Below are 22,052 nucleotides of genomic sequence, written 5' to 3'. Positions count from 1 at the left end.
GGCGGCGGGTCTCCCAGCCGTCCATGATCTTGCCCTTGTGACCGAAGCGCTCGGGGTCGAACTCGGCCCGCTCCGGCTTCAGCAGGTTCTCCCGCTCGGCGAAGAACTCGTCGTTGGCGGCGATGACACCGGCGCCGAGGCGCCGGTCGGCGAGGTCCACGAGATGGGTGAAGGGGAAGTCGGCGGTGCGGTGGTCGGCGTAGGGGTCGCCTCCCGTGTACGGGCTCGCGTCGCCGGTGAAGCACGGTGTCGCCGTCATGTCAGTGGGTCCTTTCGAGGAGGCGGCCGGTGGGTTCGGCGAGTACGCCGCCGGCCGCGATCCGCGTGCCGCGCAGCCAGGTGGACCTGACGACGCCGTGCAGGGTCTTCCCGGCGTAGGCGGTGACCTGGTTGCGGTGGAAGAGCCCGGCGGGGTCGACGGTGAAGGTGGCGTCGGGGGCGAGGACCGCGAAGTCCGCGTCGCGTCCGGCCTCGATGGCGCCCTTGCGGGTGAGTCCGGCGAGGGCGGCGGGGGCCGCGGACATCCAGCGGGCCACGTCGTCGAGGGTGTGCCCCCGCCGGCGTGCCTCGGTCCAGACGGCGGGCAGCCCCAGTTGCAGCGAGGAGATCCCGCCCCACGCGGAGGCGAAGTCGGGGGTCTTGAGGTCCGTGGTGCAGGGCGAGTGGTCGGAGACGATGCAGTCGATCGTGCCGTCGGCGAGCCCGGCCCAGAGCGTGTCCTGGTTGGCGGCCTCCCGGATGGGCGGGCAGCACTTGAACTCGGTCGCTCCGTCCGGGACTTCCTCGGCGGTCAGGGTGAGGAAGTGCGGACAGGACTCGACCGTGACGCGTACGCCCTCGCGTTTGGCTGCGGCGATCAGCGGCAGGGCGTCGCTGGAGGAGAGGTGCAGGACGTGGACGCGGGCGTTCAGCCGCTTGGCGTGGGCGATCAGGCCCTCGATCGCGGTGTTCTCCGCGTCGCGGGGCCGGGAGGCCAGGAAGTCGGCGTACTTCTCGCCGCTCCGCTGCGGGGCCGCGGCCAGGTGGTGGGGGTCCTCGGCGTGCACGATCAGCAGGCCGCCGAAGCCCGCGATCTCCGCCATCGAACGGGCCAGTTGCTCCTGGTCCAGCTCGGGGAACTCCTCGACACCGGAGGGCGAGAGGAAGCACTTGAAGCCGAAGACCCCGGCCTCGTACAGCGGGCGCAGGTCCTTCGTGTTGGACGGGATCGCACCGCCCCAGAAGCCGGTGTCGATGTGCGCCTTGGGGGCGGCCACCCGCTGCTTGACGCGCAGGTGCTCGACGGTGGTGGTCGGCGGGAGAGAGTTGAGCGGCATGTCGAGGAGGGTGGTGATGCCGCCCGCCGCGGCGGCCCGGGTGGCGGTCCAGAAGCCCTCCCACTCGGTGCGGCCGGGGTCGTTCACATGGACATGGGTGTCGACCAGGCCGGGCAGCAGGACGTCGTCACCGAAGTCCTCGACGCGGGCTCCGGCGGGCACCTCGGCGTCGTACGGCAGGACCGCCTCGATCTGCCCGCCGGCGACGAGCACCGCCGCCGCGCGGGTCCCCTCGGGGGTGACGACGCGCGTCGAGCGGAGTACCTGCTTCACGTCCTCACCGGACACCTGTGCTCCTCACGCAGACTTCAACGATTTGTTGAAGGAGTCTTCACTCGGGGACGCGGCCCGTCAAGACCCCTCCTTCCCGGTGGGGCGGCCTGCGGAGCACGAGATGACCCGATTGGAGATTTCCACGAAGTAAAAGTTCATTTTCGACAGGCGGAACGTAGAATGGGCCAGGAGCGGCGCCACCGCGCTTCGGACCGAACGCGGCCCGGACCGCCGACACCAGGACAAAACAGGTCCTGACCGGCAAGGACGCCGCACCGGGAGCAGTGGGCCGATCGGGAACGGCCCGGTAGGCTGCTGCCTTGCCTCCGCTTTGAAAGGACCGTTGACGTGCCGCCGTCCCACGCCAGCACATCCGACTCCAGGCCCGCCGGTCCCAGCGGCGGCGTGCAGTCCCTCGAGCGCGCCTTCGATCTGCTGGAGCGGATGGCCGACGCCGGGGGCGAGGTCGGGCTCAGCGAGCTCTCCGCGAGCAGCGGGCTCCCGCTCCCGACCATCCACCGGCTGATGCGCACGCTGGTCGTCTGCGGCTACGTACGCCAGCAGCCCAACCGGCGTTACGCGCTGGGCCCCCGCCTGATCCGCCTCGGCGAGTCCTCGGCCCGCCTGCTGGGCACCTGGGCGCGGCCCTACCTCCAGCGCCTGGTCGAGGAGACCGGCGAGACGGCGAACATGGCGCTGCTCGACGGGGACGAGATCGTGTACGTCGCCCAGGTGCCGTCGAAGCACTCGATGCGGATGTTCACCGAGGTCGGCCGGCGCGTGCTGCCCCACTCCACCGGAGTGGGCAAGGCGCTCCTCGCGCACACCCCGGCGGACGAGGTGCGCGCCCTGCTGGCCCGTACGGGCATGCCGGCGGCCACCGAGAAGACGATCACCACTCCGGACGGCTTCCTGGAGGCGCTGGAGCAGGTGCGGCGCGCGGGGTACGCGGTCGACGACAACGAGCAGGAGATCGGGGTCCGCTGCCTCGCGGTCCAGGTCCCGGACTCCCCCACCTCGGCGGCCATCTCCATCTCCGGGCCCGCGGGCCGGGTGACGGAGACGGCGACCGAGCGGATCGTGCCGATCCTCCAGCAGATCGCGAAGGAGCTCTCCGAGGCCCTGGCCAGCAGCGGCGGCTCGGCCGGCTGACACCGGGGCCGGGACTCCCGGGCCGGTGCGGGCACCGGCCGGCATCGGCGCCCGGGGGGCGTCGGCCGGCGCCGGCCCCTCAGACCGGGGTGGGCACCGACAGCCGTCCGTCCTCCATGCTGACCGTCCCGTCCACCCGGTCCAGATGAGCCTGGTCGTGGGTGACCATGACCGTGGCCGTCGAACGCTCCCGGGTCAGGCCGAGCAGCAGGTCGAGGACCGCGGCGCCGCGTTCGTGGTCGAGGGCGCTGGTCGGCTCGTCGACGAGCAGCACCGCCGGCTCGTTCATCAACGCGCGGGCGATGTTGATCCGCTGGCGCTGGCCACCGGACAGCTGGTGCGGCCTGCGGTCCGCCCGGTCGGCCAGACCGACCGCGTCCAGGAGGTCCAGCGCCCGGGCCCGCGCCGCGCGGACCGGGCCGCCGGACAGATGCGCCATCACCTGGAGCTGCTCCACGGCCGTGAGCGACGGCAGCAGATGGGGCTGCTGGAAGACGATCCCGATACGGTCCCGGCGCAGCGCCGCCTTGTCGGCGCGGCTGAGCCCCGCCGTCTCCGTACCGGCGACGACGACGCGTCCGCGGTCCGGGGTGACGAGTGTGGCCGCCACCGCGAGGAGGCTGGACTTGCCCGAGCCGGACGGTCCGACGACGGCGGTGAGCGTGCCCGCGGGTACGTCCAGGGAGACCCGGTCGAGTGCGGTGAGCCGGGCGTCTCCGTCGGGGTAGGTGAGGGTGACGTCGGTGAGGGTGAGGGTCATCGGGCGCTCCCGAGTGCGGTGAGGGGGTCGACGGCGGTGATCCGCCGGATGGACAGGGCGGCGCCGAGCGCGCCGAGGGCGATCATCACGCCGGCCGGGACGAGCACGGTCGACGCGTCCAGGACGAACGGCACGGCGCCGCCGTCCCCGCCGACCAGCGCACCGATCACCGAGGCCAGCGCGGTGCCCAGGCCCGTGCCGGCGGCCAGCATCACCACGGCCTGCCCGAGCGCGTCCTTCAGCAGGTACGGGGTGGAGGCGCCCAGTGCCTTGAGCACGGCCACGTCGCCGCTGCGCTGGATCGTCCAGACGGTGAAGAAGGCGCCGATGACGAGCGCGGAGATGGCGAAGAGGAAGCCGCGCATCAGCTGGAGCGAGCCGTTCTCGGCCTGGTAGGAGCCGATCGCCGTGAGGGAGTCCCCCAGGGCCAGCGTGCGGGTGCCCGCCGCCTTGTCGCCCGCGGCGAGGTCGGCCCCGCCGGTGGTGGTCAGGGCGACGACGGTGGCCTGCCGCTCGGTGCCGCCGATGCGCTGCCAGTCGGCGAGCGAGGTCCACACCACCGGGGTGTGGCTGTACGAGGCGTCGCCGCTGACCGCCGACACCGTCAGCCGGGAGCCGGCGAGTCCGAGCGTGTCACCGGTCTTCACACCGAGCTCGTCGGCCGCCTGCTCGGAGAGCACGAGCCTGCCCTTCCCCACATCGGCGGGGGCGAGCCCGCTGCCCGGCTCGACGCCGAACGCGGAGACCGCGGCCGTGCGCTTCCCGCCGTCGGCGGCGGCGTTCAGGGTCCGGATGCCCAGCGGCTCGGCGGCGGACACCCCCGGCTGCCGTGCCCAGGTGTGCCAGGCGCTCTCCTCGACGGCCGAGCCGGAGAAGGACACCGACTGCCCGTCCGGTGGCGCGGCGAACGCGATGCTGTCGGCGCTCAGCCCGGTGACGGCCGAGGTGTTCTCCTTTCCCAGTCCAGCCGTGAGGCCGGACAGCAGCCCCACCAGCAGTGTGATCAGCACGACGACCGTGCCCATGAGGGCGAACCTGCCCCTGGCGAACCGTAGATCTCTCCATGCAACGAACATGCTTCCAGGCTCAAGCCCACGACCTGCGGAAACATCGCGCGCCGGACGGGGCCGACATCAACCTTTCGATTGACTGCCCCGGCGCCGTCCGCGTCTACGCTGGAACGACCATGGATACGCGTGCGCACCCCACCCCCGTCACCACCGCCCTGCGGCTCTGTCTGCACGCGCTGCTGGTGGGGCTGCTGGTGCTCGCCGCGCTGCGCGCGACCGGCGACGGCATCCCGCACGCCACCGCCGTCGTCGTCCTCGCGGGGGTGATGGCCGCGCTGTACGCGGCGGGCGCGCTGGCCCCCGTCGTCCAGCCGCACACCCGGGCCGCCGCCCTCTGGCTGACCGCGCTGGGAGCCGTGTGGCTGGCGCTGCTCGCCCTGTCGCCCGACGCCCTGTGGGTGGCCTTCCCGCTCTACTTCCTCCAGTTGCATCTGCTGCCGGTGCGGTGGGGGCTGCCCGCCGTGGCGGTCACGGCCGCGGCGGCCATCGCCAGTTTTCTGCTGCACGGGCAGGAGGTCACCCCGGGCACCTTCATCGGCCCGCTGCTCGGTGCGGCGGTGGCCGTCGCGACCGTCCTGGGCTACGACGCGCTGTTCCGCGAGAGCGAGCGGCGCCGCGAACTCATCGACGAACTCGTCTCCACCCGGGCGGAGCTCGCCGACGCGGAACGCACCGCGGGCACCCTCGCCGAGCGGGAGCGACTGGCCCGGGAGATCCACGACACGCTCGCCCAGGGCCTGTCGAGCATCCAGCTCCTGCTGCGGGCCGCCGAGCGTTCGCTCCCCGAGGACGCGCCCGCCACCGCACACGTCCGGCGCGCCCGCGAGGCCGCCCAGGACAACCTGGCCGAGGCCCGCCGCTTCGTACGGGCGCTGACCCCGCCCGATCTGCAGCAGGGCTCCCTGGCGGCGGCCCTGTCCCGCCTCTCCTCCCGGACCTCGGCGCCGGATCTCACGGTGCAGTTCGCGGTCAGCGGCACGCCGGTCGAGCTGCCCACCCCGTACGAGGTGGCGCTGTTGCGCACCGCGCAGTCGGCGCTGGCCAACACGGTGCAGCACTCGGGCGCGGGACGGGCGGAGATCACGCTCAGCTTCATGGAGACATCGGTGTCCCTGGACGTGGTGGACGACGGCCGGGGCTTCCACACGGACACGGACACGGCCGGGGCCGCCGAGCCCGCGAGCACCACGGGCGGCGGCTTCGGACTGCCCGCGATGCGCGCGCGGGCGGCCTCGCTGGGCGGGACGCTGAATGTGGAGTCGGGCCCCGGCCAGGGGACGGCCGTCGCCGTCACCCTGCCGCTCCCGGCCGCCACCGGACACGGTCCGCAGGACGCCGAGAACCACAAGAACCACGGGAACGCCGAGGACCGGGCCGCTGCGGAGGATCCGGCGGACGCAGGAGACCCTGAGGGGAGGGCGGCATGACCGAACCGATCGGCTTGTTGCTCGCCGACGACCACCCGGTGGTCCGCGCCGGGCTGCGCGCGGTCCTGGACACCGAGCCGGACTTCCGGGTCGTCGCCGAGGCCGCCACCGCCGAACGGGCCGTGGCCCTGGCCGCGACCGGCGTCTGCGACGTGGTCCTGATGGACCTGCAGTTCGGCTCGGGCATGCACGGCGCGGAGGCCACCGCGGCGATCACGGCGGCCCCGGACGCCCCACGGGTGCTCATCCTCACCACGTACGACTCGGACGCCGACATCCTGGCCGCGGTGGAGGCGGGCGCGGCCGGCTATCTGCTGAAGGACGCCCCGCCCGAGGAGCTGGCCGCCGCCGTGCGTACGGCCGCGGCCGGCCGCTCGGCGCTCGCCCCGGAGGTCGCCCACCGGCTGATGGACCGGATGCGGACACCGGCCCAGGCGTTGACCAAGCGTGAACTGGAAGTGCTCCGACTGGTGGGCGAGGGCCTGTCGAACCAGCAGATCAGCAAGAAGCTCTTCCTGAGCCAGGCGACGGTGAAGTCCCATCTGGTGCACATCTACGCGAAGCTGGGCGTCGACTCACGCACGTCGGCGGTGGCCGCGGCGACGGCGCGCCGGCTCATCCGGCGCTGACGTCACGCGTGGTGCGGCGGCTCCCCGAAGAGGTCGACGGCGACCCGTACGTCCCGGAGACGGGGGCCCAGGGCACTGACCGAGCCGATCGCCCCCGCGACCAGCAGCAGCGAGCGGCGCAGCCGGGGTATCTCGGGCCTCCCGCCGGCGGCCATGGCGTCCAGCGCCGCCAGCTCCTCCTCGGCGATCCCCCGGTCGGGGAACTCGGCCGGATGCCCGGCGAGTTCGCGGCGGAGCCGGGAAACGGCCGTACGCAGCTCCGTCACCCGCGGGTCCTCGCCGCTCCCGGTCAACCGCTCCTGCCCCACGCTTCGCAACAAAGCACTCCCCCTCGCACGTCGTTGTGCCGGTGTGTCGACCTGGTCCCGGGCGGCGGTCAAGTGCCGGGAACCGCCCGCACGTCGGCGCCGTCGAAGGTGCTGCACGCCACTGTGCGGACAAGGAAACAGCGTACCCCCGAGGGGTGACAACCAGTCCGCCGGTACACACCGCACAGTGATATCCAGGGCGCATGACTCACACACATCACGCCCCCGTGATCGCAGGCGTGCTGCTCGCCGCCGGTGGCGGCCGCCGTCTCGGCGGGCGGCCGAAGGCGCTGCTGGAACACCGGGGCCGTCCCCTCGTCGAGCACGCCGTGCGGGCGCTGCGCAACGGCGGGTGCGGCCCTGTCCATGTCGTGCTGGGCGCCGCGGCCGACGAGGTGCGGGCGCGTGCGGACCTCTCCGGGTGCTCGGTGACGGTGAACCCGGCGTGGGAGGAGGGCATGGGCTCCTCCCTCCGGGCGGGGCTGGGCGCCCTCGGCGGTCCGGACGTGGACGCGGCGCTCGTCCTCCTGGTCGACCAGCCCGGCATCGGGGCGGAGGCGGTGGCGCGGGTCCGCTCGGCGTACCGCTCCCGGGCGACCCTGGCGGCCGCCGCGTACGACGGGGAGCGCGGCCATCCCGTGCTGTTCGGCGCCGGCCACTGGGCGGACATCTCGGCGGGTGCGACCGGCGATCAGGGGGCACGCGCCTATCTGCGGGCGCACCGCGATGCGATCACGCTCGTGGAGTGTTCCGATGTGGCTCAGCCGTACGACATCGACACGACGGAGGACTTGGCGCGCCTCGACTGACCACGCCTGAACGGAACGTGTCGGACCTGGCACGCCGCGCCACGGCGGCCGCACGTCTGTCGACCCGGAGAATCTCGATATCAACAAACCATTGAACTTCCACCATGAGGAAACTAATATCCACTGATCAGAAGCCCATGGTTCCGCTTCCGGTTCCTCGGCGGTACCCATGGCCGTACCTCGGAGCCCTGGCACCCCGTGCCGTCCCGGGCGACCCGGCGGCCGTGGGGTGCCGCCGTACCACCCGCTGAAGGAGTGACAGCTCATGTCCGCACCAGCGCCGTCCCCGCTGGCCATCGTCGACGCCGAGCCCCTGCCGAGGCAGGACGAGGTCCTGACCGATGCGGCCCTCGCGTTCGTGGCCGAGCTGCACCGGCGGTTCACGCCGCGCCGTGACGAGCTGCTCGCCCGCCGAGGCGAGCGCCGCGCCGAGATCGCCCGCACCTCCACGCTGGACTTCCTGCCGGAGACGGAGGCCATCCGCGTGGACGACACCTGGAAGGTCGCCCCGGCCCCGGCCGCGCTGGACGACCGCCGGGTGGAGATCACCGGTCCGACCGACCGCAAGATGACCATCAACGCCCTGAACTCGGGCGCCAAGGTCTGGCTCGCCGACTTCGAGGACGCCTCCGCCCCCACGTGGGAGAACGTCGTCACCGGCCAGCTCAACCTGATCGACGCGTACACCCGGAACATCGACTTCACCGACCCGAAGTCGGGCAAGTCGTACGCCCTGAAGCCCGCCGAGGAGCTCGCGACCGTCGTCACGCGCCCGCGTGGCTGGCACCTGGACGAGCGCCACCTCCAGCTCGACGGCACCCCGGTGCCGGGCGCGCTGGTCGACTTCGGCCTCTACTTCTTCCACAACGCGCAGCGCCTGATCGACCTCGGCAAGGGCCCGTACTTCTACCTGCCGAAGACCGAGTCGCACCTGGAGGCCCGCCTCTGGAACGACATCTTCGTCTTCGCCCAGGACTACGTCGGCATCCCGCAGGGCACGGTCCGCGCGACCGTCCTGATCGAGACGATCACGGCCGCGTACGAGATGGAGGAGATCCTCTACGAGCTCCGCGACCACGCCTCCGGGCTGAACGCGGGCCGCTGGGACTACCTCTTCTCCATCGTCAAGAACTTCCGTGACGGCGGCTCGAAGTTCGTCCTGCCGGACCGCAACCTGGTGACGATGACCGCCCCGTTCATGCGGGCGTACACCGAACTCCTGGTGCGCACCTGCCACAAGCGCGGTGCGCACGCCATCGGCGGCATGGCGGCCTTCATCCCCTCGCGCCGTGACGCCGAGGTCAACAAGGTGGCCTTCGAGAAGGTCAAGGCCGACAAGGACCGCGAGGCGAACGACGGCTTCGACGGCTCCTGGGTGGCCCACCCGGACCTGGTCCCGATCGCCATGGAGTCCTTCGACGCGGTCCTCGGCGACAAGCCGAACCAGAAGGACCGGCTGCGCGAGGACGTCTCGGTGGCGGCGGGCGATCTGATCGCCATCGACACGCTGGACGCGAAGCCCTCGTACGACGGACTGCGCAACGCGGTCGCGGTCGGCATCCGTTACATCGAGGCGTGGCTGCGGGGCATGGGCGCGGTCGCCATCTTCAACCTGATGGAGGACGCGGCCACCGCCGAGATCTCGCGCTCGCAGATCTGGCAGTGGATCAACGCGGACGTGGTCTTCGAGAACGGCGAACACGCCACCGCGGACCTGGCCCGCAAGGTCGCGGCCGAGGAACTGGCCACGGTCCGGGCCGAGATCGGCGACGAGGCCTTCGAGTCCGGCAAGTGGCAGCAGGCCCACGACCTGCTGCTCCAGGTCTCGCTGGACCAGGACTACGCGGACTTCCTGACGCTGCCGGCGTACGAGCAGCTGCGCTGACCCCGCCCCCGAAGCGCCGCACCCCGCGATTCACCGCAGCGGGGTGCGGCGCTTCCGGCATGCGGGGAGTTCGGCGCCGACCGCGCGGGCGAAGCGCACAACGGTCCACAGCAGCAGGACGTTCACGGCGGCTCCCAGACCGCAGGCGAGAGCCGTGCCGGACGCCTCACCCGCCCCCTCCCCGGAATCACCGAGCAGCGCGGCGAGCGGCATGAGGACGAAGACGTACAGGACGTTCAGCCCCGGCTGGGCGAGCCCGGACAGCAACGAGTCCACGGGCGAGGGGCCGAGGGCACCCGTGGCGAACCCGCCGGCCGCCATCGCGGCGACGTAGACGAGGGCCAGGATCCGGGCGGCACGGGAACAGCGGGTACGGCTCATCGTCGTAACCCTCTCGGTGGGCTCATGGGGAGGCACCTGATCGCCGCCCGCCAGCCCCATTATTGAACACGTTCAACCCGCGCCCGGTCAGCGGCCGAGGCGGGCGCGCACCATGCCGGTCAGGGCGCTGAGTTCGGGGAGGCGCAGGAGGTGGGCGACGGCCAGGAAGACGCCGAGCAGGACGAGGCCGCCCGCGAGCAGGGCCGCGAGTGAGCCGGAGGCGGTGCTGCCGAGGGCCTTGGTCACGGCGTACGCCACGGCGCCGCCGGCCAGGGCTGCGGGGGCGCCGGCCACGACCAGGCGCGCGTAGGTGCCCAGCACACGGCGGCCGTCCAGGTCGCCGCCCAGGCGCCTGCGGAGCCGGCGCCAGGCGATGCCGACGCCGACCGCGTAGGCCAGGCCGTACGACGCGGCCATCCCGGCGACGGCCCAGCGCGGGCTGAGGACGGCGAAGCACAGGGCGGAGCCGGCGGCGTTGACCAGGGCGACGACCACGGTGTTGTAGAAGGGCGTGCGGGTGTCCTCGTAGGCGTAGAAGCCACGCAGGACGACGTACTGGACGGAGTACGGGACGAGCCCCAGGCCGAAGGCCATCAGGACGAACCCGATGCCACGGGCACCCTCGGCTCCGGAGCCGGCGTAGAGCAGGGTGGACATCGGCACGCCCAGGGCGAGGAACGCGAACGCGCAGGGAACGATGGCGACGGCCGAGGTCCTCAGCCCGTAGGAGATGTCGTCCCTGATCGCCGCCTTGTCGTCGTCCTGCGCGGAGCGGGAGATCCGGGGCAGGACGGCGGTCATCACCGAGACGGTGATGATGGCCTGCGGCATCTGCCACAGCAGCAGGGCGTAGTTGTAGGCGGTGATCCCGGAGCCCGTGTGCCCGGCCCTCTCGGCCAGGGAGCCCGCCTTCGTGGCGAGCTGGGTCACGACGATCATGCCGAGCTGGTTGACGAGGACGAAGAGCAGCGTCCACTTGGCGAGGCCCATGGCCTTGCCGAGGCCGTGGCCCCTGAAGTCGAAGCGCAGGCGCAGGCGGAAGCCGGTGTCGCGCAGGTACGGGAGCATCGCGAGCGCCTGCACGGTGAGTCCCAGCAGGGTGCCGAGGCCCAGGAGCCGTACCCCTTCGGGGGTGATGGTGGCGGGGCTGACGGCGGAGTCGGTGAAGCCGCCGAAGGCCCAGACGAAGCTGCCGAACGAGGCGATGATCACGAGGTTGTTGAGCACCGGCGTCCACATCATCGCGCCGAAGCGGCCCCGGGCGTTGAGGATCTGGCCGAGGACCACATGGGCGCCCATGAAGAACAGCGTGGGCAGGCAGTACCGGGCGAAGGCGACCGTCACGGCCCTGCGCTCGGGGTCGGCGGCGATGTCCGGCGACATCATGTGGACCAGGAGCGGGGCGGCGAGCACGCACACGACCGTGACGCCCGCCAGGGCGACCATCACCAGGGTGAGCAGCCGGTTGGCGTAGGCCTCGCCCCCGTCGTCGTCCTTCTTCATGGCCCGCACCAGCTGTGGGACGAAGACGGCGTTGAGCGCCCCGCCGCCCACCAGGACGTAGATCATCGTGGGCAGGACATTGGCCACCTGGTAGGAGTCGTTGAGCGTGCCGACGCCGATCGCCGCGGCCATGACCAGGGTCCGCAGGAAGCCGGTGATCCGGGAGACGATGGTGCCCGCGGCCATCACGGCACTGGACTTGAGCAGGCCGGCGGGCCCGGACGACTTCCGGGCCTCGGACGGCGCGGGCGGGGCCTCTCCGGCGTGCGCGGGCCCGTCGTGCGGGGCCATGGGACCGGGCGCCGGGAGGTGGCGCAGCCGCATCGTGTCGTCGGCCGGGACGACGCGCAGCGTCATCGTGTCGTCGGCCGGCGTGCCGCCGCCGGGGCCCCGGGCGTCGCCCCTCGGGTCGTTCGGCGCGCTCATTCGTCGTTCCTCACCATGGGTCTGCGATGACAGCCCGCCCCGCGCTCCACGGCGCGTGCGGGACCGGTTCCACGGCCGGGAGCCACCGGGCTCCGGCCGCGTCCAACCAGCGTACTGGCGTGCGAATTCGGTCCGGCCGCCGCTATGATCACGGACGGCAAGGCTGTAGCGCAGAGGTCGTCGCGCCCACGCATCAAGCTGGAGGACGCCGGTTCGAATCCGGCCGGTCTTGCCACCTGTTCTCGGAGGGATGGCGTCGGTGTGCCGGGCGGGCGGGGGACGCGTTCGTCCGCTCCGGCCGGGAGAGCCGGCAAGGGACTGGAGAGTTGTGATGTCGCAGCCGATGCCCGTGCGCTGCCCGGCGATCGAGCACCCGGACATCCCGCTCGCCGACGCGGCGCTGCTGGACCCGCTCGTGAGGCGGCTGGCCGAGGAGCGGCCGGTCGGCGCGGACGAGGTGTTCCCGCTGGGGACCCTGCGCGGTGACGGACGTGTCGACCTCTGCAAGCAGGGGCTCGGCCCGGCCGGTGCGGCCAGGGTGATGCCCGCGCTCGCCGCCTCCCCGCACGCCACGCACGTCCTGCTCGGCACCAACTCCCTGGGGGACGAGGGCGCGCGCTCGGTCGCCGGGGTTCTGCGCCGGGGCGGGCACGGGCTGCGTACGGTCTATCTCGGCTGCAACCGCATCGGCGCGGAGGGCGCCGCCGCGCTCGCCGGGGCGCTCGGTGAGGACGGCACCGTCCGGGCCCTGTGGCTGAAGCGCAATCCGCTGGGCGACGCGGGCGTCCGGGCGCTCCTGCCGATGCTGGCCGGCAACACCGCCCTGCGCACCCTGGACCTGGTCAACAGCGGGCTCACCGCCGCCGGTCTGGAGGCCCTTCTCGACGTACTCCGGTTCCGGGAGCAGCCGTTGGAGAGGCTGTTCCTCGGGGGCAACGGGCTCGGCGCGGAGTCCGCGCCGCTGCTCGCCGCGCTGATCCGGGACGCGGGGGTGCGGGAGCTGTATCTGCCGGCCAACCACCTCGGCGACGCGGGGGCCGCCGTGCTCGCCGCCGCGGCCGACCCGGCGCGCCCGGTGCGGCTCGGTCTGGGCGGCAACGGGATCGGGCCTGCGGGCGCGTACGCGCTGGCCGACGCGCTCGGCGGGATCGAGGCCCTCGACCTCGGCCGCCCGCCGTCCGAGCGCAGCCTCGGCGCGACGGGCAACGCGACCGGTGACGCCGCTGCCCACGCGCTGGCCGCCGCCCTGCCCGGCAGCCCGCTGCGCCGCCTCGAACTGGCCCACACGGGACTGACCGGCCGGGGTGCGAAGCACCTGCTGGGCGCGGTCGGCGCGGACTCGCGGCTGGAGTACGTCGGCCTGGGCCCCGGGCTCCCCCGCAAGGTGAAGCGGTCCTTCACCGCACGGCTGCGCCCGGACTCCGGCGCCCACGGCGATCTGCGTGCGATACGGAGCGTCTACCGGTGAGGCCCGTCGCGACGCCCGGTGCCGGGGCGCGGTTCATCTCCACGGAGGACGTCTCCAGCCTGCGGCGGACCCGCCGGTACGCCGTGCCCCGCTGGATGATCGAACGGTCCGCGGAACGGCGGCTGGCCGGTGACTGGCGTGGTGCTCTCGCGGTGGCGGGGGTCGATGTGGCCTTCGACCCGGCCGGCGTTGCCGCCTCGTACGGTACGGCCGTGGCTTCGGCCCTGGTGTCGGACCTGCGCCACCTGGTGCCCGACCTGGTGCGCTGGCATCTGCCCCGGTTCCTCGGGGGCCGCTCCACGCTCGACACCGACCGCACGGTCGTACTGGCGGGGTACGGGGACGGGTCCGGCCTGCCCCTGGCGCCGTATCTCCATCTCCGTACGCCCGCGATGGCCGACGGCCCCCAGCGGCTCACGCTGGGCTTCGGTGACCTGTCCGGCGAGTTCGCCCCGGGTGCGTTCGCAGTCCGTATCGAGGACTGGCGGGTGGCGAGGTACCTGTGGGACGCACGGCACACGGACGGTCTCCGTGCGGCGGCCGGAGGCGGCCGCGGCCGGATCCCGTTCTTCCACGACGACGGAACGCCGCTCACATCCCAGGAACTGGCCGCGTCCGGTGACGACGCGGCCGGCCGCGCGGAGCGGGTGACACTGCTCCATCAGGAGGGCAAGGCCTCCGAGGCGTTCGCCGCCGCGGGCATCGAGTGGGAACCGGCCATGCCGGATTCGGCGCGGTCGTGGCGCGGCATGGAATCCGAGGCGATCCTCCGCCGGACGGCGGTCGACATCGCCCGGCTGGACGCGGCGGTACGGCGCGCGACGGCCGTGACCGGCAGGGAGCAGTTCCTGATCGCCAACTTCTGGCGGGGGAACGTCCTTCTGGACCTCACGGATCACAGCACGGGTGGCCGGCTCCGGGCCCGTGTCGTCGAGTCGGGCAGGTCGGCCGTCCCCTTTCCCTCCCTTCCGGAAGCGGCCTGGCGCCGTCTGCCCGACCTCGATCTGCTGCGGGCCGGCGCCATGCAGGCGCACCGGCTGCACCCGCTGGTCGCCCGGGCCCTCTTCCCCGCCCTCGAAGGGCCGTTCGGCCCACCCGGGCCGTCGCTTCCGAGGCCCGTGCGGGTGCGGTGCCGTGGCGAGTGGCACGAAGTCGCCTTCCGGGACGGCGCGTTGAGCTCCCCGCACACCGAGGAGGAGCGGCAACGCGAGAGCGCCATGCGGGCGTTCGGCGGGGCCGTCGCCGGCTGCTTCGCGGTGGAGCACTCCTGCGCGACGGGGACGGGCCGGCTCCCGAAGGACCTGCGGGCCCAGCGCCGGGAGCTGTTCATGCGCGCCCAGCACGGGGACACCCCGGGGGTGCTGGAACTGCTGGCCGCCGGCATCGACCTCCGTGTGAAGGACGGCCGGCGGCGCGGCCTGCTGCACGTCCTGCCGTTGCTCGATCACGAGGCACTGCTGCCCCGGCTGCTGGAGGCGGGCCTCGACCTGGAGGCCAGGGACAGTCTGGACCGGACCCCGCTGGCCGTCGCGGTGGCCGAGCTGGGCTCCGTCGCGCTGGTGCGGGCGCTGCTCGACGCGGGGGCCCGGATCGACGTCGTCGACTCGACGGAGCTCTCCCTGGCCCAGCTCGTCGGCCGGTACCGGCGCAAGGACCTCGGCTTCCTCCGCGAACGGGTGGTCGCGGAGCACCCGGGGATCGGGTCCGAGTGGTACGACCGGTGGATCGACACCGCCGAGGAGGACGAGGAACAGTGAGCACCACCATCCGGCCCGGGTCCGTCGCTCCCGGCCCTCTGGACGCGGCCGACGAGCTCAACCGGCGTCTGCGCACGACCCGTACGGAGCCCGCCGCGAGCCCGCAACTGGAGGCGCTGGCACTGGCGGTGACGGCCAATCAGCCCGTGCTGCTGTGGGGTGAGCCCGGGATCGGCAAGTCCGCCGGGATGGAGCAGCTCGCCGCGGGCCTCGGCCTGGAGCTGGAGACGGTCATCGCGAGCGTGCACGAGCCGTCGGACTTCGCCGGGCTGCCGGTCGTGGGGGACGACCCGGCGGTGACGGGTGTGCCGATGGCACCCCCGGACTGGGCGGTCCGGATCGCCCGTGCCGGCCAGGGTCTGCTGTTCCTCGACGAGTTGTCGTCGGCGCCTCCCGCGGTGCAGGCGGCGCTCCTGCGGGTCGTGCTGGAACGGCGGGTGGGCAGCCTGCGGCTGCCGGAGGCCGTACGTGTGGTGGCGGCGGCCAACCCGCCGTCGAGCGCGGCGGACGGCTGGCATCTCGCCCCGCCGCTCGCCAACCGGTTCGTGCACCTCGCGTGGACGCACGATCCGCGCACCGTCGCCCGCGGTATGGCGGGGACGTGGCCCGCGCTGGGCGTGCCGGTCGTGGATCCTGCCCGGGTGCCGGGCGCGGCGGCGCGGGCCCGGGGCGCGGTCTCGGGCTTCCTCACGGCGCGCCCGGGTCTGGTCCACCACATCCCGGCCGACGCGGACGGGCGGGGCCGGGCGTGGCCGTCGCCGCGGACCTGGGACATGGCCCTGCGGCTGCTGGCCACCGGCTATGCGACGGGCGCCGGGCGGGAGGCGGTCGCCGCCGTGCTCACCGGCGCGGTCGGGGACGGCGCGGGCATCGAGCTGCTGTCCTACCTGGAGCACCTGGACCTGCCCGACCCGGACCGCGTGCTCGCCGACCCGGACGCCTTCGCGCTGCCGGGGCGCGGGGACCGGCAGCTCGCCTTCCTGATCGCGGTCGTGGCCGCGGTGCAGGGGGATCTGACGCGGGAGCGCTGGGAGGCGGGGTGGGCCGTGCTGGCGAAGGCCGTGGACGCGGGGGTGCCCGATGTGGCCGCGCGTGCCGCGGTCGACCTGGCGGGGATGCGCAGCCTGGACTGGCCGGTGCCCCCGGGGATCGACGGCTTCCTGGACCTGCTGCGCCAGTCCGGCGCACTGCCGCAGGGTGGCTGAGCTGGACGCCACGAAGCGGTTGGACACCACGAAGCTGCTCGCGGCGCGCTACCGGGCGGCCGCCGACCGCCCGTACCTCGCGTCCGCGCTGTACGCGCTGACGGTGGTGCCGAGCGACGAGGTCCCGACGATGGGGGTCGACCGGCACTGGCGCTGCTACGTCGCGCCCGGCTTCGTCGAGAGGACGCCGGTGGCGGAGCTCGCGGCGGTGTGGGTGCACGAGGTGGCCCACCTGCTGCGCGACCACCACGGGCGGGCGGATCTGCTGCCCCCGGCGGACCGGCGCGACCGGCTCCGGGTGAACGTCGCGCAGGACTGCGAGATCAACGACGACCTGGTCGCCGACGGTCTGCCCCTGCCCGCGGGGCGGCTGGAGCCGCGCCTCTTCGGCCTTCCGGAGGGGCAGCTCTTCGAGGTGTATCTGGCCGACCTGCCGCCCTCCCCCCTCACGCATGACTGCGGGTCGGGGGCCCATGGGCTGCCGGCCCCCTGGGAGATCGACGGGGGCACGGGCCCGGCGGGGGTCGGCGCGGTCGAGGCCGAGGCGCTGCGGCGCCACACCGCGGAGGCCATGCGTGCCCACGTACGGGCCAGGGGCACCCTGCCGGGCGGCTGGAAGCGCTGGGCCGACGAGGTGCTGGAGCCGACGGTCGACTGGCGGCAGGCGCTGGCGGGCGCCGTACGGGAGGCCGCCGCCTGGGCCTCCGGGGCGGTCGACTACACCTACCGCAGGCCGTCCCGCCGGGGCGCGGCCCTGCGCGGCGTGGTGCTGCCCAGCCTGCGGCGGCCGCTGCCCCGGGTGGCGGTCGTCATCGACACCTCGGGGTCGATGGGCGGGCCGGAGATCGCCGCCGCGCTCGCCGAGGTCACCGGTGTGCTGCGCGAGGTGGGGATCCGGGGCAACCGGGTGACGGTCCTCGCCTGTGACGCCGATGTCCAGGCGGTCTCCCGGGTGACGTCCGCCGAACAGATCACGCTGGACGGCGGCGGTGGCACCGACATGCGCGTCGGGATCGCGGCGGCGCTGTCGGGGCCCGAACGCCCGGGCGTGATCATCGTCCTGACGGACGGTCACACTCCCTGGCCGGACGAGACCTCCTCGTGCCGGCTCATCGCCGTCCTGATCGGCCCGTCCGCCCCCGCCGCTCCCCCGTGGGCCGAGACGGTGCGCGTCAGGGGCTGAGTGTGCTCCTTCCGTACGGAATCCCCGCACGAGACCCCGCTCGAAGCCGTGTACGGAATCCCGGCACGAAGCCCCGCACGAAATCCCCGTACGGGAGATGAGTGCGGCTACTCAGGCCCCGGCCGCTCCCCCGCCCGACGATGGGGACCGACATCGTCGAGCTCAGGAGACCGGACATGCTCAGCCACCTCGCCGACGCCCTGGTGCCCGCCTTCGGCCGGCTCACGGTCACCGCCGACGCGGACGCCGAACTCGCCCCCGGCAGCATCGTCGTCGCGAACCACACGTCGCTCGCCGACCCCGCCGTCGTGCTCGCCGCACTGCACCGCCTCGGGGCCCGTCCGGTCGTCATGGCGACCGCCGGGCTCTGGCGCGTCCCGGTCCTCGGCGGCGCGCTCGCCCGCGAGGGGCACATCCCCGTCCACCGCGGCGGACCACGCGCGGCGGACGCCCTGGACGGGGCCGCCGAGGCACTCGGGCGCGGACATCTGGTGCTGATCTACGCCGAGGGCGGCCTCCCGCAGCGTACGGACGCCGCCGAGACGGCGCCCGGGGCCTTCCGCAGCGGCCTGGCCCGGCTCGCGCGGTGCACCGGGGCCCCGGTGGTGCCCGTCGGCCAGGCCGGCGCCCGCCGGGTCACCTCGGGCAGCACGGCCAAGCAGCTCGCGGGGCTGTTCACGGCGCCGCTGCGCCGCCCGGAACTGCATGTGCACGTGGGTGCGCCCGTCGCGCTCACGCCGGACGGCGCCCTGCGGACCGAACGGGCCCGCACCGCGGTGACGGCCGCCTGGCGCACGGCGGCGGGCCGGCTCGGGGAGCCCGCCGCGCTCGCCGCCTGAGGAGCGAGGCGCCCCGGCAGCCCCGGCGTATCGGAACCGTCAGGAGATGGGCAGCTCGAACCGCCCGGTGGGGAGCGATACTGAACGTGACGGTCGCCTCTCCGCGGACCGGCCCCGGACGAGGGCCGGCGGGGACGCACCCGTGCCGATGCCTCCGAGGGGAGCCGTTCATGACCACGGCGAAGGACCTGTTCATCATCACCATGGATCCGAGGCCGGAGCCGCCCGTGGGGCAGGGCGACCTGTCGCTCGCACTCGCGGGGGCCGAGCTGATCGACCTCCTGGGCGCGGGGGCCGTCACCGTGGACGGTGACCGCATCGTGCCGGGCGGGCCGCCGGCGGCGGACGACCCGCTCCTCGGTGACGCGGCGGCGCAGCTCACCCGGCAACCGCCGTACGAGCGGATCGATGACTGGCTGTGGCGCCGGGGCCGGGACCTCTCGGCCGCGTACCAGGCGGGTCTGGAGAAGGACGGCGAGCTGACGCGGACGCGGAGCGGCCGGCTGTCCCTGGGCTCGGACCGCGTGGAACCGGCCGACACGGCGGGCCGCCGCCGGGCAGCGGCCCGCCGGGACGGGAGGGAACCCGTCCTGACCGCCCTCGCCTCGGCCGTGGGCATCGACGACGGCCGGTCCGACGACGGCCGGTCCGACGACGAGCCCGGCCTCGGCGACGAAGCGGTGACGACCGTGGTGGCCGCCGTCCATGACGCGGTGATGGAGCTGGAGGCCGTGCGCCAGAGGCGGACCATCGAGAACGCGTCCTTCGCCAACCTCTGGCGCGGACCGTGAGCCGGGGCCGGGCCCGGGGATCCGGCAGACCGGAGGTCAGCCCGGGAGGACCACCGTGCGCTGGGCCGAGAAGTCACCCCACTTCCCGTCGGGCAGCTTGGGCCGGAGCTTGAGCGAGTAGCGGGTGCCGGGCGGGTCGGTCAGCGTGAGCCGGTATGCCGCGCGGCCCGTGGGCGGTGTGCCGCCCCACACGATCGTGGTGGTCAGCTTCCCGTTCAGGAACAACTGGTACGCGGGAATGGTCCCGCCGGTGTCCGGCTGGTCCCAGGAGAGGTCGACCAGGAACTCCCCGCCCTCCGCCGCCGTCTCCGTCCGCAGTCCGGTGGGCGCCGTGCTCCTGGGGGCGCCCGGCGCGGACGGGGTGGTGAGGTCGAGCGCGTTGCTGTCCGGGGAGGAGCGGTCGGCCGCGTCGCGGGCGCGGACGGTGAAGGTGTAGACGGTGCCGGGGCGCAGGCCCGTGACCCGGGCCGTGGTCCGCGTGCCCGGGACACTGTGGATCCTGGAGTCCTCCTGGTAGATGTCGTACGAGGTGACGCCCACGTCGTCCGTGGAGCCGCCCCAGGAGAGGGTGACCGTCCGGCCGCTGTCCGCCGTGCCCCGCAGCTTCGTCGGTCCGGTCGGCGCCTCCTCGTCGGCGGGTGCGGCGGCGGGGGTGGTGACGGCGGCCGCGGTGCTCGGGGCGGAGAGGTTTCCGGCGGCGTCACGGGCCCGGACGGTGAAGGTGTAGGCCGTGGACGCGGTCAGGCCGTCGATGTCGGTCATCAGCTTCGTCGCGGGCACCGAGAGGAGCTTCTTCCCCTCGCGGTAGACGTCGTAGCCGGTGATCCCCTCATTGTCGGACGCCTGCTCCCACATGACGTGGGCGGAGGTGGCGCTGCCGGCCTGGGCCGTCACTCCCCCGGGGGCCGCCGGCTTCTCGGTGTCCGCCTCAGCGGACCCGCCGCAGCCGGTGAGCGCGGCGAGGAGCAGCGCGGCGGAACAGGTCAACGCGGTGCGTGCGTGGGGGCGTTGCACGGTGATGCCTTCCGTCCGACAGCAATGGTCCAGACCTATATGCCATGCGGGTGGGGTCGCCGACAAGGGGGCGGATCGGAACGTTCCGCGATGTCCGGGATGAGTCCGGACGAGCCCGGGGGTGCGTGCACCGATGAGTTCGGGGCGCGCGCACGGTCTGAAGAGTATGGATACGGACAACGGCACCGCGCCCGCCCTCGATCTGGCACCGGCGGCGCGGCAGATCCGGGAGCTGATCGGCTCCGTCGACGAGGGGCAGCTGGACGGCCCGACCCCCTGTCCCGACTACGCGGTACGGGAGCTGCTCGGGCACCTCCTGGGCCTCACGGTCGCCTTCCGCGACGCGGCGTACAAGAAGCACGGCCCGACGACCGGCACCCCGCCGACGTCGTCCCGGCCCGTACTGCCCGTGGACTGGCGCACCGCTCTGCCGCCCCTGCTGGACGAGCTGGTCGAGGCCTGGCGCTCACCGGCCGCACTGGAGGGCATGACCCGGGCGGGCGGCGTGGACCTTCCCGGCGAGGTCGCGGGGATGGTCGCGCGGAACGAGCTGGTCGTGCACGGCTGGGACCTGGCCAGGGCGACGGGGCAGGAGTTCCGGGCGGACGAGGCGAGCCTGCGGTCGTCGGAGGCGATGCTGGCGCCCGGGGACGACGACAGGTCGGGCCCGGACGCGATCTTCGGGCCGCCGGTCCCCGTGCCGGCCGACGCACCGCTGGTCGACCGGGTGATCGCGCTGAGCGGCCGCCGGCCCGACTGGCGGCCGGGCGACTGACGGCGCGGCGCTCACCCTGCGCCGCGGGGCGGCCGGGGCGGCCCGGCACGGCAGCCGGGATCCGGGAGAGCGGCCCGCGGGCGGCCGGGCGGCCGGGCCCCGGCTCCGGTTTCGCTCAGCTGGTGAAGAACTCGGTGATCTGCTGGGCCACCTGGTCCGCGTACTTCTTGTGCGGATGGTGGCCGCCTCCCAGGGTGAGCAGCCGGCAGTCGGGGATCAGCGACGCCATGTCGGCCAGCCGCCCCTGCGGCATGCTGCTCTCCGGGCCCCCCGCGATCATCAGCGTCGGGGCGACGATCTGGCCCAGCTCCTGCTCCCACCGGGGATCGGGCTCGGCGACCTGGGCCCGGACGGCCGCCAGGACGTTCTCGTCGTAGTCCACCGGACCGGCGGGGAGGGTGTCGGACACCAGCTGCCCGGGGAACGGCGGCGGGGTCTCGACCAGCACCAGGCGCTCCACCCGGTCCGCGTGCTCCTCGGCGAGCAGATAGGCGACGACACCGCCCATCGAGTGGCCGACCAGGCCGACGCGGTCGAGCTCGCAGGCGTCGAGGAACTCCAGGACGTCGTCCCGCATCTGCTCGAAGGTGTACTCGTCGGGCCAGTCGCTCTCGCCGTGCCCGCGCAGATCGATGGCGTACACCCGCCACTCCTCGCCGAGGAGGGTGCCCACCGCCTCCCAGCTCAGGGACGAGCCGCCGAGACCGTGCAAGAGGACGACGGGCGACCCGAAGGGGTCACCCCAGGTCCGGTACGCCAGCCGTACTTCGCCGACGTCCACAACAGACTGATCTTCCATGTTCCGAACGCTACAGGCGCACCGCCCGCCATCCGCACCACCCCCGGCCTGGCACGCTTGGTGCGTGAAGCACAGACGTCTCGCCCTCGCCGCCCTCGCGGCCCTCGTCCTGACCGGCTGTTCCGGTACCTCCTCCGGATCCGAGAAGGGGCTCGACGACCCCGCGAAGAAGGACATCGCCATGCGGCTCATGTCCAGCGCGGAGAACTCCACGCTGGACTGGAAGGCCCAGTACGCGTACGTCGAGGACATCGGCGACGGCCGCGGCTACACCGCCGGCAT

General features: G+C 73.7%; 21 protein-coding genes and 2 pseudogenes. 14 read left to right on the top strand and 9 right to left on the bottom strand.

Translation table 11 applies throughout. The annotated features are described in order from the left end of the window. Both JKV81_RS05745 and allB read right to left on the bottom strand, forming a co-directional pair. Positions 1-259 (bottom strand): annotated as a pseudogene (locus tag JKV81_RS05745) (allantoicase); the annotation flags it as partial. Between the two features lies 1 nt (position 260). Then, a complete protein-coding gene (gene allB / locus JKV81_RS05740) occupies positions 261-1,604 on the bottom strand; it encodes an allantoinase AllB (protein WP_129266282.1) in 1,344 nt (447 codons plus the stop codon). Positions 1,605-1,937: 333 nt separating this feature from the next. Between allB and JKV81_RS05735 the strand changes: the two genes are divergently transcribed. Further along, a complete protein-coding gene (locus JKV81_RS05735; RefSeq protein ID WP_129266281.1) occupies positions 1,938-2,741 on the top strand; it encodes an IclR family transcriptional regulator in 804 nt (267 codons plus the stop codon). Between the two features lie 79 nt (positions 2,742-2,820). On the opposite strand, the gene JKV81_RS05730 is transcribed toward JKV81_RS05735, so the two are convergent. Continuing rightward, a complete protein-coding gene (locus tag JKV81_RS05730; protein ID WP_202075049.1) occupies positions 2,821-3,501 on the bottom strand; it encodes an ABC transporter ATP-binding protein in 681 nt (226 codons plus the stop codon). Then, a complete protein-coding gene (locus tag JKV81_RS05725; protein ID WP_202075048.1) occupies positions 3,498-4,577 on the bottom strand; it encodes an ABC transporter permease in 1,080 nt (359 codons plus the stop codon). The genes JKV81_RS05730 and JKV81_RS05725 overlap by 4 nt, the downstream gene beginning before the upstream one ends. 110 nt (positions 4,578-4,687) lie before the next feature. Here JKV81_RS05725 and JKV81_RS05720 point away from each other — a divergent pair, with 110 nt between their 5' ends. Further along, complete coding sequence (locus JKV81_RS05720; protein ID WP_129266279.1) at positions 4,688-5,998, top strand: sensor histidine kinase; 1,311 nt, start codon at positions 4,688-4,690, stop codon at positions 5,996-5,998. Beyond that, on the top strand, positions 5,995-6,627 hold the full coding sequence (locus tag JKV81_RS05715; RefSeq protein ID WP_129266278.1) for a response regulator: 633 nt from the start codon (positions 5,995-5,997) through the stop codon (positions 6,625-6,627). The genes JKV81_RS05720 and JKV81_RS05715 overlap by 4 nt, the downstream gene beginning before the upstream one ends. A 2-nt stretch (positions 6,628-6,629) precedes the next feature. On the opposite strand, the gene JKV81_RS05710 is transcribed toward JKV81_RS05715, so the two are convergent. After that, positions 6,630-6,947, bottom strand: a complete 318-nt coding sequence (locus tag JKV81_RS05710; RefSeq protein ID WP_187281866.1) for a DUF5955 family protein — start codon at positions 6,945-6,947, stop codon at positions 6,630-6,632. A gap of 191 nt (positions 6,948-7,138) precedes the next feature. Between JKV81_RS05710 and JKV81_RS05705 the strand changes: the two genes are divergently transcribed. Then, the gene (locus JKV81_RS05705; protein ID WP_129266277.1) at positions 7,139-7,744 is read left to right on the top strand and encodes a nucleotidyltransferase family protein; all 606 of its coding nucleotides are present in this window, start codon (positions 7,139-7,141) and stop codon (positions 7,742-7,744) included. Between the two features lie 265 nt (positions 7,745-8,009). Continuing rightward, a complete protein-coding gene (aceB, locus tag JKV81_RS05700) occupies positions 8,010-9,629 on the top strand; it encodes a malate synthase A (protein ID WP_202075047.1) in 1,620 nt (539 codons plus the stop codon). A gap of 30 nt (positions 9,630-9,659) precedes the next feature. On the opposite strand, the gene JKV81_RS05695 is transcribed toward aceB, so the two are convergent. Together JKV81_RS05695 and murJ are read right to left on the bottom strand one after the other, a co-directional pair. After that, the gene (locus JKV81_RS05695) at positions 9,660-10,010 is read right to left on the bottom strand and encodes a hypothetical protein (protein ID WP_202075046.1); all 351 of its coding nucleotides are present in this window, start codon (positions 10,008-10,010) and stop codon (positions 9,660-9,662) included. 87 nt (positions 10,011-10,097) lie between these two features. Continuing rightward, entirely contained in the window at positions 10,098-11,939 is a 1,842-nt protein-coding gene (gene murJ, locus JKV81_RS05690) for a murein biosynthesis integral membrane protein MurJ (RefSeq protein WP_236055435.1), read from the bottom strand. Positions 11,940-12,098: 159 nt separating this feature from the next. Here murJ and JKV81_RS05685 point away from each other — a divergent pair. The 7 genes and pseudogenes from JKV81_RS05685 to JKV81_RS05655 all read left to right on the top strand — a co-directional run bounded on the left by JKV81_RS05685 (position 12,099) and on the right by JKV81_RS05655 (position 19,182). Further along, a pseudogene (locus JKV81_RS05685) lies at positions 12,099-12,174 on the top strand. A 96-nt stretch (positions 12,175-12,270) separates the two neighbouring features. Beyond that, a complete protein-coding gene (locus tag JKV81_RS05680) occupies positions 12,271-13,407 on the top strand; it encodes a leucine-rich repeat domain-containing protein (RefSeq protein WP_129266273.1) in 1,137 nt (378 codons plus the stop codon). Beyond that, a complete protein-coding gene (locus JKV81_RS05675) occupies positions 13,404-15,164 on the top strand; it encodes an ankyrin repeat domain-containing protein (protein ID WP_372444075.1) in 1,761 nt (586 codons plus the stop codon). Before JKV81_RS05680 ends, JKV81_RS05675 begins: the two co-directional genes overlap by 4 nt. After that, positions 15,161-16,369, top strand: a complete 1,209-nt coding sequence (locus JKV81_RS05670; RefSeq protein WP_129266272.1) for a sigma 54-interacting transcriptional regulator — start codon at positions 15,161-15,163, stop codon at positions 16,367-16,369. Before JKV81_RS05675 ends, JKV81_RS05670 begins: the two co-directional genes overlap by 4 nt. After that, the gene (locus tag JKV81_RS05665) at positions 16,362-17,552 is read left to right on the top strand and encodes a vWA domain-containing protein (protein WP_307820491.1); all 1,191 of its coding nucleotides are present in this window, start codon (positions 16,362-16,364) and stop codon (positions 17,550-17,552) included. The genes JKV81_RS05670 and JKV81_RS05665 overlap by 8 nt, the downstream gene beginning before the upstream one ends. A 176-nt stretch (positions 17,553-17,728) precedes the next feature. Then, a complete protein-coding gene (locus tag JKV81_RS05660; RefSeq protein ID WP_129266271.1) occupies positions 17,729-18,391 on the top strand; it encodes a lysophospholipid acyltransferase family protein in 663 nt (220 codons plus the stop codon). A gap of 170 nt (positions 18,392-18,561) precedes the next feature. Next, the gene (locus tag JKV81_RS05655; RefSeq protein WP_129266270.1) at positions 18,562-19,182 is read left to right on the top strand and encodes a GOLPH3/VPS74 family protein; all 621 of its coding nucleotides are present in this window, start codon (positions 18,562-18,564) and stop codon (positions 19,180-19,182) included. Positions 19,183-19,218: 36 nt separating this feature from the next. Here the strand turns inward: JKV81_RS05655 and JKV81_RS05650 are convergent, their stop codons facing one another. Continuing rightward, positions 19,219-20,196: a fibronectin type III domain-containing protein gene (locus tag JKV81_RS05650; RefSeq protein WP_202075045.1), complete on the bottom strand. Its 978-nt coding sequence runs from the start codon at positions 20,194-20,196 to the stop codon at positions 19,219-19,221. Between the two features lie 166 nt (positions 20,197-20,362). Here JKV81_RS05650 and JKV81_RS05645 point away from each other — a divergent pair, with 166 nt between their 5' ends. Further along, complete coding sequence (locus tag JKV81_RS05645; RefSeq protein WP_129266268.1) at positions 20,363-20,971, top strand: TIGR03086 family metal-binding protein; 609 nt, start codon at positions 20,363-20,365, stop codon at positions 20,969-20,971. Between the two features lie 115 nt (positions 20,972-21,086). Here the strand turns inward: JKV81_RS05645 and JKV81_RS05640 are convergent, their stop codons facing one another. Further along, positions 21,087-21,770 (bottom strand): alpha/beta fold hydrolase, encoded by a 684-nt coding sequence (locus JKV81_RS05640; protein ID WP_129266267.1) that lies wholly within the window; start codon positions 21,768-21,770, stop codon positions 21,087-21,089. Between the two features lie 64 nt (positions 21,771-21,834). Here JKV81_RS05640 and JKV81_RS05635 point away from each other — a divergent pair. Further along, positions 21,835-22,052 (top strand): chitosanase (locus JKV81_RS05635; RefSeq protein WP_307820490.1); only part of this gene is annotated, 218 nt, incomplete at its 3' end.

The organism is Streptomyces silvae, assembly GCF_016745505.1.
GTDB classification, from domain to species: Bacteria; Actinomycetota; Actinomycetes; order Streptomycetales; family Streptomycetaceae; genus Streptomyces; species Streptomyces silvae.
This window is presented reverse-complemented; position numbering and strand designations above follow the sequence as displayed.

What these genes read in the sequence shown, in the direction of transcription:
- JKV81_RS05705 (WP_129266277.1), top strand. Translation starts at nt 7,139, where the DNA reads ATGACTCACACACATCACGCCCCCGTGATCGCAGGCGTGCTGCTCGCC.
- murJ (WP_236055435.1), bottom strand. Translation starts at nt 11,939, where the DNA reads ATGAGCGCGCCGAACGACCCGAGGGGCGACGCCCGGGGCCCCGGCGGC.
- JKV81_RS05720 (WP_129266279.1), top strand. Translation starts at nt 4,688, where the DNA reads ATGGATACGCGTGCGCACCCCACCCCCGTCACCACCGCCCTGCGGCTC.
- aceB (WP_202075047.1), top strand. Translation starts at nt 8,010, where the DNA reads ATGTCCGCACCAGCGCCGTCCCCGCTGGCCATCGTCGACGCCGAGCCC.
- JKV81_RS05730 (WP_202075049.1), bottom strand. Translation starts at nt 3,501, where the DNA reads ATGACCCTCACCCTCACCGACGTCACCCTCACCTACCCCGACGGAGAC.
- JKV81_RS05725 (WP_202075048.1), bottom strand. Translation starts at nt 4,577, where the DNA reads ATGTTCGTTGCATGGAGAGATCTACGGTTCGCCAGGGGCAGGTTCGCC.
- JKV81_RS05715 (WP_129266278.1), top strand. Translation starts at nt 5,995, where the DNA reads ATGACCGAACCGATCGGCTTGTTGCTCGCCGACGACCACCCGGTGGTC.
- JKV81_RS05680 (WP_129266273.1), top strand. Translation starts at nt 12,271, where the DNA reads ATGTCGCAGCCGATGCCCGTGCGCTGCCCGGCGATCGAGCACCCGGAC.
- JKV81_RS05655 (WP_129266270.1), top strand. Translation starts at nt 18,562, where the DNA reads ATGACCACGGCGAAGGACCTGTTCATCATCACCATGGATCCGAGGCCG.
- JKV81_RS05660 (WP_129266271.1), top strand. Translation starts at nt 17,729, where the DNA reads ATGCTCAGCCACCTCGCCGACGCCCTGGTGCCCGCCTTCGGCCGGCTC.
- JKV81_RS05645 (WP_129266268.1), top strand. Translation starts at nt 20,363, where the DNA reads ATGGATACGGACAACGGCACCGCGCCCGCCCTCGATCTGGCACCGGCG.
- JKV81_RS05640 (WP_129266267.1), bottom strand. Translation starts at nt 21,770, where the DNA reads ATGGAAGATCAGTCTGTTGTGGACGTCGGCGAAGTACGGCTGGCGTAC.
- JKV81_RS05695 (WP_202075046.1), bottom strand. Translation starts at nt 10,010, where the DNA reads ATGAGCCGTACCCGCTGTTCCCGTGCCGCCCGGATCCTGGCCCTCGTC.